Raw genomic sequence first — 16944 nt, forward strand, 5'->3', positions numbered from 1 at the left:
GTCTATGCAATGAGGGCATATACCCGAGATTCAATAGCGACTGTGAAATTTCCTACTTAATCGCTAGGTTTCTCCGACAAGATGAACTTTGCCGGGGCGTCTATCCTCAGAACCCTTACTGACGCAAAACCACCGTTCGAGGAGACCGCTATGAGTATCGTTAAAAAAGCATCCGCGCATTGGGAAGGCGACCTGAAGACTGGCCTGGGTTCCATCTCCACGGAGACCGGCGTGCTGCGCGAAGCGCCCTACGGCTTCAAGGCCCGTTTCGAAGGCGGTAAGGGCACCAACCCTGAAGAACTGATCGGCGCGGCCCATGCCGGCTGTTTCTCCATGGCCTTCTCCATGATTCTCGGCGACGCCGGGCTCAAGGCCGACAGCATCGACACCCAGGCCGAAGTGACCCTGGACCAGGTGGACGGTGGCTTTGCGATCACTGCGGTGCACTTGATCCTCAAGGCGAAGATCCCGGGCGCCAGCCAGGCGCAGTTCGATGAACTGAGCAAAAAGGCCAAGGAAGGATGCCCGGTGTCCAAGGTGTTGAATGCAACCATCACCCTGGATGGCACCCTCGTTAGTTGATCCAGCCCCCTTGCAGGGGTGAGCTTGCTCGCTCCTGCAGGTGCAAGTGTGGTCGAATAGCCGATTGCAGACTTAGCGCACACCCGTGCGCGTGCATTCAGGGAGCTTCACACATGAAACGTATTGCCTTGGCGGTTATCTGCGGTGCGCTGGCCACATCAGCCCTGGCCGCGCCGAAAGACTGTGAAGAGCTGAGGAAAGAGATCGAGGTTAACATCCAGGCCAAAGCGATTCCGTCCTACACCCTGGAAATCATTACCGCCGAAGAGGCCAAAAATCATGACAGCGCCATGATCGTCGGCTCTTGTGAGAACGGAACCAAGCGCATCCTCTACCAGAAGAACAACGACTGATCAGATGCAGTTGACGCTACGTTCTTCCGCCAGCAACTGACCCGCTTTGTTGTACAGCCGGATATTCGGGTTGTAGCCCAGTGACCGCCCTTCCAGGCGATAACGCTGGCCTGCCTCGAAACGCTCGTATTGCAGGGTCATGAAGCAGGTGCGGTCAGTGGTTTGGCCAAACCCGCCGAAGCTTCCGCCGGTAGGCACCTCGAAATCAAAGCGCACCATCAATTCATGGCTGCCTGGCGGCACCTGGAAGAAGCGCCCGTCGTTCAGGTTCTTCCCGTCCAGGCGTTGCGCCATCACCAGCTTGGCACCGGGTGTCGGGGTGGCGAAGTCGACCCAGGCTTGCTGCGGGTCAACCGCAGGGAGCGGCGTCGACGCGCAGGCACTGAGAAAAATCGCGGCGACGGGAAGCAGTAGCTGACGCATGTTAAGCACTCAACTGTAGGAATGATTTTTCGAGCGGCTGCATTCGGCAGCAGACTCCCTATGAGTATAAACACGCCACGCCATGGAAAAATTCCCCACAGGCGAGATAGTCTGGCGGGATGATTACCGGTGAGAGGTTGGAATGGTCAGGCGTTTACTTCCCGGGTTGATGCTGTTGTGGCTCAGTGGCTGTTCCAGCGTCAGCTATTACAGCCAACTGGCAGACGGCCAATGGCAATTGCTGCGGGCCCGGGAGCCGGTCTCCACGGTCATCGCCGACCCGTCCCGCCCGCAGGTGCTGCGTGAGCATCTGGCGCAGTCGCAGAAAGCCCGCACGTTCGCGAGCGAGCACCTGCACCTGCCGGATAACCAGAGTTACCGCTTGTATGCCGATATCGGCCGCCAGTACGTGGTCTGGAACGTCTTCGCCACGCCTGAATTTTCCCTCTCGCCCCAGACCCACTGCTTCCCGATTGCCGGCTGCGTGGCCTATCGCGGTTATTACAACCAGGGTGCCGCGCGCGGCCAGGCGGCGTTGTTGAAGCAGCAAGGCATGGACGTGTCGATTGGCGGCGTCGAGGCCTATTCCACCCTCGGTTGGTTTAACGACCCGATCATGAATTCGATGATGAACTGGGGCGACGAGCGCCTGGCCACGCTGATTTTCCATGAGCTGGCGCACCAGCGGTTTTATGTGAAGGACGACACCGAGTTCAACGAGTCGTATGCCACCTTTGTCGAGCAGGAAGGCACTCGCCAATGGCGCGCAGCACGGGGTTTGCCGCCGGCCAGCGAGTCGGCGTTGAAACAGCGCGACCAATTCACTCGGCTGGTGCTCGACACCCGCAAGCGCCTGGAGCAGCTGTATGCGCAGCCGCTGGCAGCCGATGCCATGCGCCAGGCCAAGGCGGCCGAATTCGAGCGCCTGCGCAGTGACTACCGGCAAATGCGTGATAGCCAGTGGGGTGGTGACAAGCGCTACGACGCCTGGATGAACTTGCCGATGAACAACGCAAGGTTGTTGCCGTTTGGCCTGTATGACCAGTGGGTGCCGGCGTTCGCCGCATTGTTCCGGCAGGAAGGCGGGGATTGGGCGAAGTTTTTTGTCGCGGTGGAGAAGCTGGGCGGGTTGCCGGTGGATCAGCGCAAGGCGGCCCTTGCGCGGCTGGAGGCCGCGCAGAACCCCTAGGCATCAGCGTTGCAAAAACGCCTGATGCATCTCAGCCAATGTTTCGAAATGCCAGGTAGGCGCCTCGGCGCTCAGCTCTTCATGGCTGCCAAACCCATAACCTACCGCCGCCGAATCCAGCCCATTGCTGCGGGCGCCGATCAGGTCGTGCTTGCGGTCGCCAATCATCAAGGTGCTGGCCGCGTCCAGGCCTTCTTCAGCCATCAGGTGGGCGATCAGCTCGACCTTGTTGGTGCGGGTGCCGTCCAGCTCGCTGCCGTAGATCACCTTGAAATGCCGGGCAAAATCAAAGTGCCGGGCGATCTCCCGGGCAAACACCCAAGGCTTGGACGTGGCCACATACAGCTGGCGACCCTGGCCGTTCAGCGCCTCCAGCAGCGGCATCACGCCGTCAAACACGCGGTTTTCGTACAGGCCGGTGACTTTGAAGCGCTCGCGGTAAAAATTCACCGCTTCCCAGGCCTTGGCCTCGTCGAAGCCGTAGAACTGCATGAAGGCTTGCAGCAGTGGCGGGCCGATGAAGTGTTCGAGTTTGGTCAGGTCCGGCTCATCAATGCCCAGTTTGGCGAGGGCGTACTGGATCGAACGGGTGATGCCTTCGCGCGGGTCGGTGAGGGTGCCGTCCAGGTCGAACAAAACGGTTTGGTAATGCATGGGGGTCCTTGTCATTGGTCGAAGCCTTCGGCCAGGTGCAGGTCTTTGAGCTTCACGTAGTTCGCGGCGCTGTAGGTGAAAAACGCCCGTTCCTTGTCAGTCAGCGGGCGGATTTGTTTAACCGGGCTGCCCACATACAAAAAACCGCTTTCGAGTTTCTTGCCCGGCGGCACCAGGCTGCCGGCACCGATGATGACTTCGTCTTCCACCACGGCGCCGTCCATCACAATGCTGCCCATGCCGATCAGGATCCGGCTGCCCACCGTGCAGCCATGCAACATGACCTTGTGGGCGATGGTCACGTCGTCACCGATCAGCAGCGGGAAGCCATCAGGATTGAAGGGCCCTGCGTGGGTAATGTGCAGCACGCAGCCGTCCTGCACGCTGGTGCGCGCACCGATGCGGATGCGGTGCATGTCGCCGCGGATCACCGTCAGCGGCCATACCGAGCTGTCGGCGCCGATTTCGACGTCGCCGATCACCACCGCCGATGCATCGACGAAAGCCCCGGCGGCCAAGGCCGGCGTGTGATTCTGGTAGGTGCGAAGGGTCACGATAGGCTCTCTCTCTTCTGCTGATAGCTGCGGTGGGCGTTGATTGTAATTAAGATGGCCCCATCTTTGTTCTTACATGTTTCTTCAGCCAAGGTGCCAACCGTGAGCGCGAACAACCCTCTTCTGCAGTCCTACGACCTGCCGCCGTTCTCGGCGATCCGTGCCGAGCACGTACAGCCGGCCATTGAACAGATCCTCGCCGACAACCGCGTCGCAATCGAAGGCATCCTGCAAAGCCAGGGTAAAAATCCGACCTGGGCCGGGCTGGTCCTGGCCATGGACGAACTCAATGACCGCCTGGGCGCAGCCTGGAGCCCGGTCAGCCACCTGAATGCCGTGTGCAACAGCGCCGAAATGCGCGAAGCCTACGAGGCGTGCCTGCCGGCACTGAGCGCCTACTCCACCGAGATGGGCCAGAACCGCGAGCTGTTCCAGGCCTTCGAAGCTTTGGCCAACAGCCCGGAAGCCGCCGGCTTCGACGTGGCGCAAAAAACCATTCTGGAACACTCGCTGCGGGACTTCCGCCTGTCGGGTATCGATTTGCCGCCTGAGCAGCAAAAACGTTATGCCGAAGTGCAGAGCAAACTCTCCGAGCTGGGCAGCAAGTTCTCCAACCAATTGCTCGACGCCACCCAGGCCTGGACCAAACACGTCACTGACGAAGCGACCCTCGCCGGCCTGACTGATTCGGCCAAGGCCCAAATGGCCGCCGCCGCCCAGGCCAAGGGCCTCGACGGCTGGCTGATCACCCTGGAGTTCCCGAGCTACTACGCGGTGATGACCTACGCCCACGACCGCGCCCTGCGTGAAGAAATCTACGCGGCCTACTGCACCCGTGCGTCGGACCAGGGCCCGAATGCCGGTCAGAACGATAACGGCCCGGTCATGGAACAGATCCTCGACCTGCGTCAGGAGCTGGCACAGCTGCTGGGCTTCGCCTCGTTTTCCGAGCTGAGCCTGGCCACCAAAATGGCCGAGTCCAGCGACCAGGTGCTGAGCTTCCTGCGGGACCTGGCCAAGCGCAGCAAGCCGTTCGCCACCCAGGACCTGCAACAGCTCAAGGCCTACGCCGCCGAACAAGGCTGCCCGGACCTGCAAAGCTGGGACAGCGGTTTCTACGGCGAAAAGCTGCGTGAACAACGCTACAGCGTGGCCCAGGAAGCCCTGCGCGCCTACTTCCCGATCGACAAGGTGCTCAGCGGCCTGTTCGCCATCGTGCAGCGCCTGTACGGCATCGAGATCGCCGAACAGAAAGGCTTCGACACCTGGCACCCGGACGTTCGCCTGTTCGAAATCAAGGAAAACGGCCAACACGTCGGCCGCTTCTTCTTTGACCTGTACGCCCGCGCCAACAAGCGTGGCGGTGCCTGGATGGACGGTGCCCGTGACCGCCGCCGCACCCTCAATGGCGTGCTGCAAAGCCCGGTGGCCAACCTGGTGTGCAACTTCACCCCGGCGGACAGCGGCAAACCTGCCCTGCTGACCCACGATGAAGTGACCACGCTGTTCCACGAATTCGGCCACGGCCTGCACCACCTGTTGACCCGCGTTGAACACGCTGGCGTGTCTGGCATCAACGGCGTGGCCTGGGATGCGGTGGAGTTGCCGAGCCAGTTCATGGAGAACTGGTGCTGGGAGCCGGAAGGCCTGGCGCTGATTTCCGGTCACTACGAAACCGGCGAGCCGCTGCCTCAGGACCTGCTGGAAAAAATGCTCGCAGCAAAGAACTTCCAGTCCGGCCTGATGATGGTGCGCCAGCTGGAATTCTCGTTGTTCGATTTTGAGCTGCACGCCACCCACGGCGATGGCCGCAGTGTGCTGCAGGTGCTTGAAGGCGTGCGTGACGAGGTGTCGGTGATGCGTCCGCCGGCCTACAACCGCTTCCCCAACAGCTTTGCGCACATCTTTGCCGGCGGTTACGCGGCGGGTTACTACAGCTACAAGTGGGCGGAAGTGCTGTCGGCCGATGCCTTCTCCAAGTTCGAAGAAGACGGCGTGCTCAACGCCGAGACAGGCCGGGCGTTCCGCGAGGCGATTCTGGCCCGTGGTGGCTCCCAGGCGCCGATGGTGCTGTTCGTCGATTTCCGCGGACGTGCGCCGTCGATTGACGCACTCTTGCGCCACAGCGGCCTGAGTGAGGACGCGGCAGCATGAGTGAAGCACCTGTGAAAACCAAAAAACGCTTTATCGCCGGGGCTGTCTGCCCGGCGTGCAGCGAGCCGGACAAGTTGATGATGTGGAGCGAGGACGACGTGCCGCACCGCGAATGCGTGGCTTGCGGTTATTCCGACACGCTCAATGAGCAAGGTCTGTCAGTGCCCAAGGAATTGGGCACGCGGGTGAACACATCGGCACTGAAAGCACCGGATCCCAAGGTGCAGGCGGTGCAGTTTTTCCCGAATCCGAAGTTGAAAAAAGACTGACGGGTCTACGCCCCCTGAGCGGATGGCTCAGGGGGTGATCACCAAGGCTGTTTTTTCGGCTGCAGCGTCCTTGGCGGTGTCTGCGGTATTCAGCCAGCTTTTCATCGAGCACAGTGCAAACGCGCTGGTGCTGCATTCACCGTTGGCCAGTGCCGTGCGTAACTTGTCGACATCGGCCTTCATCATGTAGCGAACGCCGTCTTTAAACCCGCTGCTTGCACCAAAGCCTCCCAAGGTCATTTCGCTCAGCGCCTCCTCCTTGCTCCACCCCTGAACCACCACCCGATACATCGCCGCCATCAGGCCGGTGCGATCGGAGCCGTGTTTGCAGTGCATCAGCACGGGGCCATTGCCTTCTGCGTCCTGAATGGCGCGCAGCGCGGCCAGCACGTCGCTGTCGTCGACATGATTGGTGCGGTAGGTCAGTTGGACTTGTTTGATGCCTGTCGATTTCAGCCACTTGCCGTCGGATTCGGGCAGGAAATTGATCACCGTACCGATCTTCAGCTTTTCCAGGACCGGAACGGCGCTGCTATCCGGCAGTGCGCTGCGATAGAGGGTGGGCGACATTTGATACAGGTTGTATTGGTTGCCCACCGGCTGGGCCCATTCCGCTGACCGGATGGGCGTGAGCTCTTCGGCCTGGGCGTGGAAGGTAGTAAACAGCGCCATGAACGCCAGGCTGAGGGCGGGCAGCAATTGATGGTTGAACATGGGCGATGTAACCGAATAGGAAAGGGCTGATGGGGCCCAGATTCGCCCAAGGAGGGTCAATGCCGCGTGAGGCTCTCGTCAAAGAATCGTGAACGCATGCTGTTTTTTCCGGCTGAATCGATTCTCCTCGATCCTTAGCCTGCTATCCTTTGTAACTATTGATTGCTGCTGTGTTCTATCCCTTTGGGTCCTTTGGATCCCATTTGCTGCCAAAACTAATAAGTCGCTCCATGAAGCGGCTGATAAATCCGTGACCACATGATGAGGTGCCACCATGTCTGATCAAGATCAAGACAACCCCCGGCGTGAGTTTTTGCGCAAATCCTTGACCTTGATCCCCGTGGTCACTGTCGCCAGCACGGGCCTGGGCGGTTCGATGCTGATGGCCGTTCCCGAGCCGGTTCAAGCCAACCCCGAAAAGGCGCCTGTCAGCACCCAGGCGTATGAGCCGAGCTATTTCACTGTCGAGGAATGGGCCTTTATCAACGCGGCCGTGGCCCGCTTGATCCCGGCGGATGACCAAGGCCCGGGTGCCCTGGAAGCCGGCGCGCCGGAATACATCGACCGCCAGATGAACACGCCCTACGCGGCGGGTGCCCTGTGGTTCATGCAAGGCCCGTTCAACGCCGACGCGCCGCCTGAAATGGGTTGGCAGAGCAAATTGGTGCCCAAGGAGATCTATCGCCTCGGCATCGCCGCCACGGATGCCTGGTCGAAGGCGATGAACGGTAAGCTATTTGCCGAGCAAGACAGCGCTACCCAGGAAAGATTGCTACAGCGTCTGGAGGCCGGCGACGCGCAGTTCGACAGCGTCCCGGCGAAGATTTTCTTCAACCTGTTGCTGCAAAACACCAAGGAAGGTTTCTTCTGCGACCCGGTCCACGGTGGTAACAAAGGCATGGTCGGCTGGACCATGATCGGCTTCCCCGGCGCCCGCGCCGATTTCATGGATTGGGTTGAACGCAACGAGCAATACCCCTTCCCGGCTGTTTCCATCCGTGGCGAGAGGGCATAAACGTGGCGACTATCATGAAGAAAGTGGATGCAGTGATCGTCGGCTTCGGCTGGACCGGCGCGATCATGGCCAAGGAGCTGACGGAAGCAGGCCTCAACGTGGTAGCGCTGGAGCGCGGCCCGATGCAGGACACCTACCCTGACGGCAACTATCCCCAGGTCATCGACGAACTGACCTACAGCGTGCGTAAAAAACTCTTCCAGGACATCTCCAAGGAAACCGTGACCATTCGCCATAGCGTGAATGATGTGGCGATGCCCAACCGCCAACTGGGCGCTTTCCTGCCCGGCAACGGCGTCGGCGGTGCCGGCCTGCATTGGTCGGGCGTGCACTTTCGGGTGGACCCGATCGAGTTGCGCATGCGCAGCCATTACGAAGAGCGCTACGGGAAAAACTTCATTCCCAAGGACATGACCATCCAGGATTTCGGCGTCAGCTATGAAGAGCTGGAGCCGTTCTTCGACTATGCCGAGAAAGTCTTCGGCACCTCCGGCCAAGCCTGGACGGTGAAAGGCCAACTGGTGGGCGAAGGCAAGGGGGGCAACCCTTACGCGCCGGATCGCTCGAATCATTTCCCGCTGGAGTCGCAGAAGAACACCGTCTCCGCACAGTTGTTCCAGAAGGCCGCCACCGCCGTGGGTTACAAGCCCTACAACTTGCCTTCCGCGAATACGTCGGGGCCGTACACCAACCCCTACGGCGCGCAAATGGGCCCGTGCAACTTCTGTGGTTTCTGCAGCGGCTATGTCTGCTACATGTATTCCAAGGCTTCGCCGAACGTGAACATCCTGCCGGCCTTGCGCCAGGAGCCCAAGTTCGAACTGCGGCCCAATTCCCACGTGTTGAAGGTCAACCTCGACAGCACCAAGCGCAAGGCCACCGGCGTGACGTACGTCGACGCCCAAGGCCGCGAGTGCGAGCAGCCGGCAGACCTGGTGATCCTCGGGTCCTTCCAGTTCAACAACGTACGCCTGATGCTGCTGTCGGGCATCGGCAAACCCTACGACCCGATCTCCGGCGAGGGCGTGGTGGGCCGGAACTTCGCCTATCAGAACATGGCCACCATCAAGGCGTTCTTCGACAAGGACGTGTACACCAACAACTTCATCGGCGCCGGCGGCAACGGTGTGGCGATCGATGACTTCAACGCCGACAACTTCGACCACGGGCCTCACGGCTTTGTGGGCGGCTCACCGATGTGGGTCAACCAGGCGGGTAGCCGGCCGATTGCCGGTACGTCCAACCCGCCGGGCACGCCGGCGTGGGGCAGTGCCTGGAAGCGCGCCACCGCCGATTACTACACCCACCAGGTGTCGATGGATGCCCACGGCGCCCATCAATCCTACCGTGGCAACTACCTCGATCTGGACCCGGTTTACCGCGATGCCTACGGCCTGCCGCTGCTGCGCATGACCTTCGACTGGCAGGAAAACGACATCAAGATGAACCGCTTCATGGTCGACAAAATGAGCAAGATTGCCGAAGCGATGAACCCCAAGGCGATCGCCTTGTTGGGCAAAAAAGTCGGTGAGCACTTCAACACCGCGGCCTACCAGACAACCCACCTCAACGGTGGCGCGATCATGGGCACCGACCCGAAAACCAGTGCCTTGAACCGCTACTTGCAGTGCTGGGACGTGCACAACGTGTTTGTCCCAGGCGCGTCCGCGTTCCCACAAGGCTTGGGCTACAACCCTACGGGCCTGGTGGCGGCGCTGACCTACTGGTCGGCGCGGGCGATTCGCGAGCAGTACCTGAAAAACCCCGGCCCACTGGTTCAGGCATAAGGAGCGATGACGATGAAAGCATTTGTTATCGCGTCCCTGGCCTTGTTCAGCAGCTGCTCGGTGAGTGCGGCTGAAACCGATCTGGTCAAACAGGGTGAATACCTGGCTCGCGCCGGTGACTGCGTGGCCTGCCACACCGCCAAGGGGGGCAAGCCGTTCGCCGGTGGCCTGCCGATGGAAACCCCGATCGGCACTATCTACTCCACCAACATCACCCCGGACAAAACCGGCCTGGGCGACTACAGCTTCGAAGACTTCGACCAGGCCGTGCGCCATGGCGTCGCCAAGAACGGTAGTACCCTTTACCCGGCGATGCCCTACCCGTCTTATGCGCGGGTCAGCGAAAGCGACATGCAGGCGCTGTATGCGTACTTCATGAAGGGCGTGGAGCCAGTGGCGCAGGTGAACAAGGACAGCGACATTCCCTGGCCGTTGAGCATGCGCTGGCCGTTGGCCGGATGGCGCTGGATGTTTGCGCCCAAGGTCGAAGACTACAAGGCCCAGGCGGGCGCCGATCCGGTGATCAGCCGTGGCGCGTATCTGGTGGAAGGCCTCGGCCACTGTGGCGCCTGCCATACGCCACGGGCCCTGACCATGCAGGAAAAATCCTTGAGTGCGTCGGATGGCAGCGCTTTCCTGTCCGGCAGTGCGCCGCTGGAAGGCTGGATTGCCAAGAGCCTGCGGGGCGACCACAAGGACGGCCTGGGTAGCTGGAGCGAGGAGCAACTGGTGCAATTCCTCAAGACCGGGCGCAGTGATCGCAGTGCGGTGTTTGGTGGCATGAGCGACGTTGTAGTACACAGCATGCAGTACATGTCGGAAGAGGACCTGACGGCTATCGCCCGTTATCTCAAGAGCCTGCCGGCGGTGGATCCCAAGGACCAGCCGCACCAGTACGATAAGCAGGTCGCCGACGCGCTGTGGAAGGGCGATGACAGCAAGCCGGGGGCTTCGGTATACATCGACAACTGTGCAGCCTGTCACCGCACTGACGGCCATGGCTACACCCGGGTATTCCCGGCGCTGGCGGGCAACCCGGTGCTACAGACGGCGGATGCCACCTCGTTGATCAACATCGTGTTGAACGGCGGCACGTTGCCGGCGACTCACACAGCGCCGTCCACCTTCACCATGCCGGCGTTTGCCTGGCGGTTGTCGGACCAGGAGGTGGCGGATGTCGTCAGTTTCGTTCGGGGCAGTTGGGGTAATAAAGGCGCGCCGGTGAAAGCCAGCGACGTGGCGAACCTGCGCAAGAATGACATGCAGACGACCTCCGGCGATGACCTTGGCCAGGTGACCTCCAAGCACTGATTGGACATCGACCGCCCAACGGCACTGGTCAGAAACGCTGCGCCTCTATACTGTATAAAAAAACAGTATAGAGGCGCTTTCATGTCCACTCCTCTGCCGCCTCGCGGGCGCGGCACGGCCACCAACCGGCACAATCGTTTCGCGCCCACTGCCAGCGTGGCGGAAGACGACGGCTGGTATCAGGAAGTGCCACAGACCCAGGGCACCGAAGTCCGTATCGAAACCGCGAAAACCATCATCACCCGCAACAGCTCGCCGGATATCCCGTTTGATCGGGCGATCAACCCGTATCGCGGCTGCGAGCATGGTTGTATCTACTGCTATGCGCGGCCCAGTCATGCGTATTGGGACCTGTCGCCGGGGCTGGACTTCGAAACCAAGCTGATCGCCAAGACCAACGCCGCCGACGTGCTGGAGCAGCAACTGTCGAAGCCGGGCTACAGCTGCGCGCCGATCAACCTGGGCTCCAATACCGACCCGTACCAGCCTATCGAGCGCGAGTACAAGATCACCCGGCAGACCCTGGAAGTGCTGCTGCGCTATCGCCATCCGGTGACGATCATTACCAAGGGCTCGCTGATCCTGCGGGACCTCGACCTGCTGACCGAGCTGGCGCAGCAGCGGCTGGTGGCGGTGATGATCAGCCTCACCAGCCTGGACGATGAGCTCAAGCGTATCCTGGAGCCGCGCACGGCTGCGCCCAAGGCCCGGCTGCGGGCGATTCGGGTGATGCGCGAGGCGGGAATCCCGGTCGGCGTGTTGTGTTCGCCGATGATCCCGATGATCAACGACAGCGAGCTGGAAAGCCTGCTGGCCGAAGCCCATGCCGCTGGTGCACAAAGCGCGGCGTACATGATGCTGCGCCTGCCGCTGGAAGTGGCGCCACTGTTCGAGGAATGGCTGGCGGCCCATTACCCGCAGCGGGCAGCCCATGTGATGAGCCTGGTGCGGCAGGTGCGCGGCGGTGAGGTCTACGACAGCCGCTTCGGTGTACGCATGCGCGGCGAAGGGCCGTTTGCCGATCTGTTGGCGCAACGGTTCGCCAAGGCGATCAAACGATTGGGGCTCAACCGCCGGGAAGGGTTTAATCTGGATTGCACGGCGTTTTGTCCACCGGGCAGGCAGATGGCATTATTGTAAACTGCTGGGCAAGCGTACTTTTCCTGTCGGAATAGTCGCGTTTTGATATCACTGAAAGCCCCGATCTAGAGCGGTTCATTCAGTTTCAGTTAAGTTTCGGCGGGTACCTTGTTCATCGAGTGACTAATGAGTCGGCGCTCCGGTTTGGGCGCCAACCGCACTGGAAAACTCCCCTGCTCCAACCAAGAGGATGAATCATGAGTGACAAGGATAAACAGCCGTTGGCTGCGTCGGCTTCAGCCCCTCACGAGGCGGAATCCGCCGATGCAGCGCTGCAGCACATCGTTGAAGGCTTTTTGCATTTCCATAACGAGATCTTTCCGCAGCAGGAAGAGCTCTTCAAAAAACTCGCCACGGCCCAGAGCCCACGGGCGATGTTCATTACTTGCGCCGACTCGCGCATCGTGCCCGAACTGATCACCCACAGCTCCCCGGGGGATTTGTTCGTGACCCGTAACGTCGGCAACGTCGTGCCGCCTTATGGGCAGATGAACGGCGGTGTTTCCACGGCCATCGAGTACGCGGTACTGGCCCTTGGCGTGCAGCACATCATCATTTGCGGCCACTCCGACTGCGGCGCCATGCGCGCAGTGCTCAACCCCCAAAGCCTGGAAAAAATGCCCACGGTAAAGGCCTGGCTGCGCCACGCCGAGGTCGCCAAGACCATGGTCCAGGACAACTGTGACTGCGCCAACGAACACGAAAGCATGCACGTACTCACCGAGGAAAACGTGATTGCCCAGTTGCAGCACCTGCGCACTCACCCGTCGGTGGCTTCGCGCATGGCCAACGGGCATCTGTTTATCCATGGCTGGGTCTACGACATCGAGACCAGCGAAATCAGGGCCTACGATGCGGATCAGGCAGCGTTCCTGCCCCTGAACGGTACCCAACCGATCCCATCCGCGACGCCTAAAGCGCGCTTCTAAAGAAATCCCCTGTCGGGTAAAGCGATGGCTGCCATTCGAGCAGCCAGGCCTTGCCACGCCCGGCGAATGCCTCGGGAGAGTCATCATGCGTGCTGCTCAATTAAAAGCTGTACTGCCACGGGAGCTGCTGGCCTCCGTGGTTGTGTTTCTGGTTGCCCTGCCGCTGTGCATGGGGATCGCGATCGCATCAGGGATGCCACCAGCCAAAGGCCTGATCACCGGGATCATCGGTGGTCTTGTCGTGGGTTGGTTGGCGGGGTCGCCGCTGCAAGTCAGCGGGCCTGCGGCGGGTTTGGCGGTGTTGGTGTTCGAGTTGGTGCGCCAGCATGGCATGGCCATGCTCGGGCCCATTCTGTTGCTGGCGGGTTTCCTGCAAGTGGTGGCCGGGCGCTTGCGTCTGGGCTGTTGGTTTCGCGTCACTGCGCCTGCGGTGGTGTACGGGATGCTGGCGGGTATCGGGGTGCTGATTGTCCTGTCGCAAGTCCACGTGATGCTCGACGGTGCACCCAAACCTTCCGGGCTGGATAACCTCGCCGGCTTTCCGGCGGCGTTGGTCCAGGCGATGCCTACCCTCGGCGGCGGCCTCGGTTGGCAGGCCGGTTTGCTCGGGCTGTCGACGATTCTGGTGATGTGGCTGTGGGATAAGTTTCGTCCGCAAACGCTGCGCTTTGTGCCGGGCGCGCTGCTCGGCGTGGGCTTGGCAACGGTTGCCAGCCTGGTGCTGGCGCTGCAGGTCAAGCGGGTGGAAGTGCCGGAAAACCTGGCGGACGCCATCGACTGGCTGCGCCCCAGCGACTTGCTGAACCTGGCGGACCCCAACCTGTTGATCGCTGCGTTCGCCGTGGCGTTTATCGCCAGCGCCGAAACATTGCTGTCGGCGGCGGCTGTCGACCGTATGCACGCCGGGCAACGTTCCGACTTCGACAAGGAATTGTCGGCACAAGGCGTGGGCAACATGCTGTGTGGCCTGGTGGGCGCCCTGCCGATGACCGGCGTGATCGTGCGCAGTTCGGCCAACGTCCAGGCCGGCGCTACCACACGGTTGTCGGCGATGTTCCACGGTTTATGGCTGCTGGCGTTCGTGCTGTTGCTGTCCAGTGTGCTGCAAAGCATTCCAGTGGCGAGCCTGGCGGGTGTCCTGGTGTACACCGGGATCAAGTTGGTGGACATGAAGGCGTTTCGTGGCCTGGCGCGTTACGGCCGGATGCCGATGTTTACCTATGCGGCGACGGCCCTGGCGATCATCTTTACCGACTTGCTGACGGGCGTGCTGGTGGGCTTCGGGCTGACGCTGGTCAAGCTGGCGTTCAAGGCTTCGCGCCTGAAGATAAGCCTGATCGACCTGCCGCCGGAGGGCGAGATGGAGTTGCGCTTGACGGGCGCGGCGACCTTTCTCAAGGTGCCGGCGTTGACCCAGGTGCTGTCGACGGTACCCGCCGGCACGACGGTGCATGTGCCCCTCAGTAACCTGAGTTATATCGACCATTCCTGCCTTGAGCTGCTGGAGGAATGGGGGCGCGCCAATGCGGCCAAGGGCTCGACGTTGGTGATCGAGGCGCGGGGGTTGAAACGCAGGTTGGAAGGCAGAGTCAGGACGACGACCGGGATAGGTTCGGCGCCGTCCATTGGCTGACAAAACCGGATCAAAATGTGGGAGCGAGCAAGCCCGCTCCCACATTGGATCTATGTCAGTCCGGAGATTTACGCCGGCTGGTCCAGCTCAAGCCCCACGCCCAACTGCCGCGACAGGCACGGCCAGCGCTTCCAGGCGGCTTCCGTGTCCGGGCTCTTGAGCTTGTCGCGGTACGCTTCGACCGACTCCAGCGCAAAACTCTCTTCGTTGAGCATCTCGTCCACGGCGTGGTGCACCGCTTCATCCAGCTGATTGGCAAAGGTCTCGCCGATCAATTGGTGAGCAATCACGTTCGCCACGGTGGTATCCAGCGGAATCAACGGCTGGCCGAAGTGCTTGATATACAGATCGTTGACCTCTTCCACCAGGCGATGCGCCAGGTAGGCCTCGTCCAGCAAGCCGTCCAGGCCTTCATGCCCGGCCAGGATCGCCGGAGGCTGCAGGAAGAAATGCTCGGCGATTTTCAGCACCGGTTTTATCTGGCTCTCAATACCGGCTTCGCGGGCGACATCGTTGGCCGCGTCCAGCAGATCCGGGACCTGGTCGATGTAGGCGCTGACAAAACGCGTCATCACGCCCTTGGCGTCGACATCCGGCAGGGAGATCGCCGGGTGCAGGTGCGGTAACTGGACTTCCAGCTGCTGAGCAAGCTGGCCAGTGCTGGTTTCGTGTTGATGGGCACGGGAAATCTGCTCGCGCAATGCGGCGGTGTTCATGAAAGCTCCAGTGATGCAGGCGTAGGAAATAGGGAGAGCATAAGGTAGCTCGTTTATACGAGAGCCTAAGACGCATTTGTCATAATTATTTCATGGTTATGCACTGCTGTTATATCAAATCGCCATCGTTCGTCGGATAACGCCCGCCATCGGTCCTGTTGTGTGGTCGGTTCGTCCATTTTCGTTCATTTGCCCGATCACATTGCGGGGTGGCGGTCGCTGTCTATACTCGGTTTTGTACGCAATTAGCTGATGACGCCCGACTGCATGAGCAGGCAAGGCTTGGCGGTTGTAAGCAGTATGGAAGCCGCTCCCTTGGCCGCAGGTGCAAACCGGCGGGATAACAAGAATGATAAGGGGAACCCGCAATGACGCGACATCCACATGTTTGGATGGGCCTCCTGTTGTGGTCAGTATTCGGCCAGGCGCAAGCCGCCTGGACAACGAATATGGCGCCAGGGGCCACTGAAGTCAGTCACGCCGTGTTTGACCTGCACATGACCATTTTCTGGATTTGTGTGGCGATTGGCATCGTCGTGTTTGGCGCGATGTTCTGGTCGATGATCATCCATCGGCGCTCCACGGGCCAAGTGGCAGCCAAGTTTCACGAGAGTACGACGGTGGAGATTCTCTGGACCGTGGTGCCTTTGCTGATCCTGGTGGCGATGGCCATTCCGGCCACCAAGACGTTGATCAACATCTACGACAGCACCGAGTCGGACATCGACATCCAGGTCACCGGCTACCAGTGGAAGTGGCACTACAAATACCTGGGTCAGGACGTCGAATTCTTCAGCAACCTGGCCACGCCCGCCGAGCAGATCCATAACCAGGCCGTCAAAGGCGAGCATTACCTGTTGGAAGTCGACCAGCCGCTGGTGTTGCCGGTGGGTGCGAAGGTGCGTTTCCTGGTGACCGCCGCCGACGTGATCCACTCGTGGTGGGTGCCCGCGTTTGCGGTCAAGCGTGATGCGATTCCAGGCTTCGTCAACGAGGCCTGGACCCGGGTTGAAAAGCCGGGCATCTACCGCGGCCAGTGCGCCGAATTGTGCGGCAAGGACCACGGCTTCATGCCGATCGTGGTGGAGGTCAAATCCAAGGCCGACTACGACACCTGGCTCGGCGAGCGCAAGGAAGAGGCGGCCAAGCTCAAGGAACTGACCTCCAAGGAATGGACCCTGGATGAACTGGTGGCCCGTGGCGACAAGGTTTATCACACCACCTGCGTCGCCTGTCACCAGGCGGAAGGCCAGGGCCTGCCGCCGATGTTCCCGGCGCTCAAAGGCTCGCCGATAGCCACGGGCCCCAAGGAAGACCACCTGCACCGTGTGTACTTCGGCAAGCCCGGCACCGCCATGGCGGCGTTCGGCAAGCAACTGTCGGAAGTCGATATCGCGGCGGTCGTGACCTATGAACGTAACGCCTGGGGCAACAACAAAGGCGACATGGTCACCCCTAAAGACGTGCTGGCTTTGAAACAGGCGGAAAGCAAATGACTTCCTTCATTGCGTCTTCCCTGAA

At 60.8% G+C, this 16944-nt stretch carries 17 protein-coding genes; 12 read left to right on the top strand and 5 right to left on the bottom strand.

Going from position 1 to position 16944, the window contains the following annotated elements; genetic code table 11:
* The first annotated feature begins 150 nt into the window (after positions 1–150).
* Both MUM_RS0107240 and MUM_RS0107245 read left to right on the top strand, forming a co-directional pair.
* On the top strand, positions 151–582 hold the full coding sequence (locus MUM_RS0107240) for an OsmC family protein (protein WP_010168580.1): 432 nt from the start codon (positions 151–153) through the stop codon (positions 580–582).
* Between the two features lie 113 nt (positions 583–695).
* Complete coding sequence (locus tag MUM_RS0107245; RefSeq protein ID WP_010168581.1) at positions 696–935, top strand: DUF1161 domain-containing protein; 240 nt, start codon at positions 696–698, stop codon at positions 933–935.
* Here MUM_RS0107245 and MUM_RS0107250 read toward each other — a convergent pair whose 3' ends face one another.
* Positions 936–1358, bottom strand: a complete 423-nt coding sequence (locus MUM_RS0107250; RefSeq protein WP_010168582.1) for a PA0061/PA0062 family lipoprotein — start codon at positions 1356–1358, stop codon at positions 936–938.
* 142 nt (positions 1359–1500) lie between these two features.
* Between MUM_RS0107250 and MUM_RS0107255 the strand changes: the two genes are divergently transcribed.
* Positions 1501–2547 carry an aminopeptidase gene (locus tag MUM_RS0107255; RefSeq protein WP_029615793.1) on the top strand — a complete coding sequence of 349 codons (1047 nt, stop codon included), beginning with the start codon at positions 1501–1503 and terminating at the stop codon, positions 2545–2547.
* A 3-nt stretch (positions 2548–2550) separates the two neighbouring features.
* On the opposite strand, the gene MUM_RS0107260 is transcribed toward MUM_RS0107255, so the two are convergent.
* Positions 2551–3201: an HAD family hydrolase gene (locus tag MUM_RS0107260; RefSeq protein WP_010168585.1), complete on the bottom strand. Its 651-nt coding sequence runs from the start codon at positions 3199–3201 to the stop codon at positions 2551–2553.
* Positions 3202–3212: 11 nt separating this feature from the next.
* Positions 3213–3755 (bottom strand): gamma carbonic anhydrase family protein, encoded by a 543-nt coding sequence (locus MUM_RS0107265; protein ID WP_010168587.1) that lies wholly within the window; start codon positions 3753–3755, stop codon positions 3213–3215.
* A gap of 54 nt (positions 3756–3809) precedes the next feature.
* Here MUM_RS0107265 and prlC point away from each other — a divergent pair, with 54 nt between their 5' ends.
* Both prlC and MUM_RS0107275 read left to right on the top strand, forming a co-directional pair.
* Positions 3810–5909 (top strand): oligopeptidase A, encoded by a 2100-nt coding sequence (gene prlC / locus MUM_RS0107270; protein ID WP_177324991.1) that lies wholly within the window; start codon positions 3810–3812, stop codon positions 5907–5909.
* A complete protein-coding gene (locus MUM_RS0107275) occupies positions 5906–6178 on the top strand; it encodes a YheV family putative zinc ribbon protein (protein ID WP_003214872.1) in 273 nt (90 codons plus the stop codon). The genes prlC and MUM_RS0107275 overlap by 4 nt, the downstream gene beginning before the upstream one ends.
* A gap of 27 nt (positions 6179–6205) precedes the next feature.
* On the opposite strand, the gene MUM_RS0107280 is transcribed toward MUM_RS0107275, so the two are convergent.
* Positions 6206–6892, bottom strand: a complete 687-nt coding sequence (locus MUM_RS0107280) for a dual specificity protein phosphatase family protein (RefSeq protein ID WP_010168592.1) — start codon at positions 6890–6892, stop codon at positions 6206–6208.
* A gap of 274 nt (positions 6893–7166) precedes the next feature.
* On the opposite strand from MUM_RS0107280, the gene MUM_RS0107285 reads away from it, so the two are divergent.
* The 6 genes from MUM_RS0107285 (at position 7167) to MUM_RS0107310 (ending at position 14707) form a co-directional block, all read left to right on the top strand.
* Positions 7167–7907 (top strand): gluconate 2-dehydrogenase subunit 3 family protein, encoded by a 741-nt coding sequence (locus MUM_RS0107285; protein ID WP_010168594.1) that lies wholly within the window; start codon positions 7167–7169, stop codon positions 7905–7907.
* A gap of 2 nt (positions 7908–7909) precedes the next feature.
* Positions 7910–9694, top strand: coding sequence for a GMC family oxidoreductase (locus MUM_RS0107290; RefSeq protein ID WP_010168596.1), 1785 nt, complete (start codon positions 7910–7912; stop codon positions 9692–9694).
* Between the two features lie 12 nt (positions 9695–9706).
* On the top strand, positions 9707–11005 hold the full coding sequence (locus tag MUM_RS0107295) for a cytochrome c (protein ID WP_010168598.1): 1299 nt from the start codon (positions 9707–9709) through the stop codon (positions 11003–11005).
* An 81-nt stretch (positions 11006–11086) separates the two neighbouring features.
* A complete protein-coding gene (locus MUM_RS0107300; protein ID WP_010168600.1) occupies positions 11087–12145 on the top strand; it encodes a PA0069 family radical SAM protein in 1059 nt (352 codons plus the stop codon).
* A gap of 197 nt (positions 12146–12342) precedes the next feature.
* Positions 12343–13074 carry a carbonic anhydrase gene (locus MUM_RS0107305; protein WP_003214859.1) on the top strand — a complete coding sequence of 244 codons (732 nt, stop codon included), beginning with the start codon at positions 12343–12345 and terminating at the stop codon, positions 13072–13074.
* Between the two features lie 85 nt (positions 13075–13159).
* A complete protein-coding gene (locus tag MUM_RS0107310; protein WP_010168603.1) occupies positions 13160–14707 on the top strand; it encodes a SulP family inorganic anion transporter in 1548 nt (515 codons plus the stop codon).
* Positions 14708–14775: 68 nt separating this feature from the next.
* Here the strand turns inward: MUM_RS0107310 and MUM_RS0107315 are convergent, their stop codons facing one another.
* Positions 14776–15423 (bottom strand): hypothetical protein, encoded by a 648-nt coding sequence (locus MUM_RS0107315; protein WP_010168604.1) that lies wholly within the window; start codon positions 15421–15423, stop codon positions 14776–14778.
* Positions 15424–15791: 368 nt separating this feature from the next.
* Here MUM_RS0107315 and coxB point away from each other — a divergent pair, with 368 nt between their 5' ends.
* Positions 15792–16919, top strand: coding sequence for a cytochrome c oxidase subunit II (coxB, locus tag MUM_RS0107320; protein ID WP_010168606.1), 1128 nt, complete (start codon positions 15792–15794; stop codon positions 16917–16919).
* Positions 16920–16944: the final 25 nt, after the last annotated feature.

Source organism: Pseudomonas sp. PAMC 25886 (assembly GCF_000242655.1).
GTDB lineage: Bacteria > Pseudomonadota > Gammaproteobacteria > Pseudomonadales > Pseudomonadaceae > Aquipseudomonas.

Bases quoted from the DNA above. Each gene is read 5' to 3' on its own strand.
- coxB (WP_010168606.1), top strand. From the start codon at position 15,792: ATGACGCGACATCCACATGTTTGGATGGGCCTCCTGTTGTGGTCAGTA.
- MUM_RS0107305 (WP_003214859.1), top strand. From the start codon at position 12,343: ATGAGTGACAAGGATAAACAGCCGTTGGCTGCGTCGGCTTCAGCCCCT.
- MUM_RS0107300 (WP_010168600.1), top strand. From the start codon at position 11,087: ATGTCCACTCCTCTGCCGCCTCGCGGGCGCGGCACGGCCACCAACCGG.
- MUM_RS0107285 (WP_010168594.1), top strand. From the start codon at position 7,167: ATGTCTGATCAAGATCAAGACAACCCCCGGCGTGAGTTTTTGCGCAAA.
- MUM_RS0107255 (WP_029615793.1), top strand. From the start codon at position 1,501: ATGGTCAGGCGTTTACTTCCCGGGTTGATGCTGTTGTGGCTCAGTGGC.
- MUM_RS0107310 (WP_010168603.1), top strand. From the start codon at position 13,160: ATGCGTGCTGCTCAATTAAAAGCTGTACTGCCACGGGAGCTGCTGGCC.
- MUM_RS0107280 (WP_010168592.1), bottom strand. From the start codon at position 6,892: ATGTTCAACCATCAATTGCTGCCCGCCCTCAGCCTGGCGTTCATGGCG.
- MUM_RS0107295 (WP_010168598.1), top strand. From the start codon at position 9,707: ATGAAAGCATTTGTTATCGCGTCCCTGGCCTTGTTCAGCAGCTGCTCG.
- MUM_RS0107260 (WP_010168585.1), bottom strand. From the start codon at position 3,201: ATGCATTACCAAACCGTTTTGTTCGACCTGGACGGCACCCTCACCGAC.
- MUM_RS0107250 (WP_010168582.1), bottom strand. From the start codon at position 1,358: ATGCGTCAGCTACTGCTTCCCGTCGCCGCGATTTTTCTCAGTGCCTGC.
- MUM_RS0107240 (WP_010168580.1), top strand. From the start codon at position 151: ATGAGTATCGTTAAAAAAGCATCCGCGCATTGGGAAGGCGACCTGAAG.
- MUM_RS0107315 (WP_010168604.1), bottom strand. From the start codon at position 15,423: ATGAACACCGCCGCATTGCGCGAGCAGATTTCCCGTGCCCATCAACAC.
- MUM_RS0107275 (WP_003214872.1), top strand. From the start codon at position 5,906: ATGAGTGAAGCACCTGTGAAAACCAAAAAACGCTTTATCGCCGGGGCT.
- MUM_RS0107245 (WP_010168581.1), top strand. From the start codon at position 696: ATGAAACGTATTGCCTTGGCGGTTATCTGCGGTGCGCTGGCCACATCA.
- prlC (WP_177324991.1), top strand. From the start codon at position 3,810: ATGGCCCCATCTTTGTTCTTACATGTTTCTTCAGCCAAGGTGCCAACC.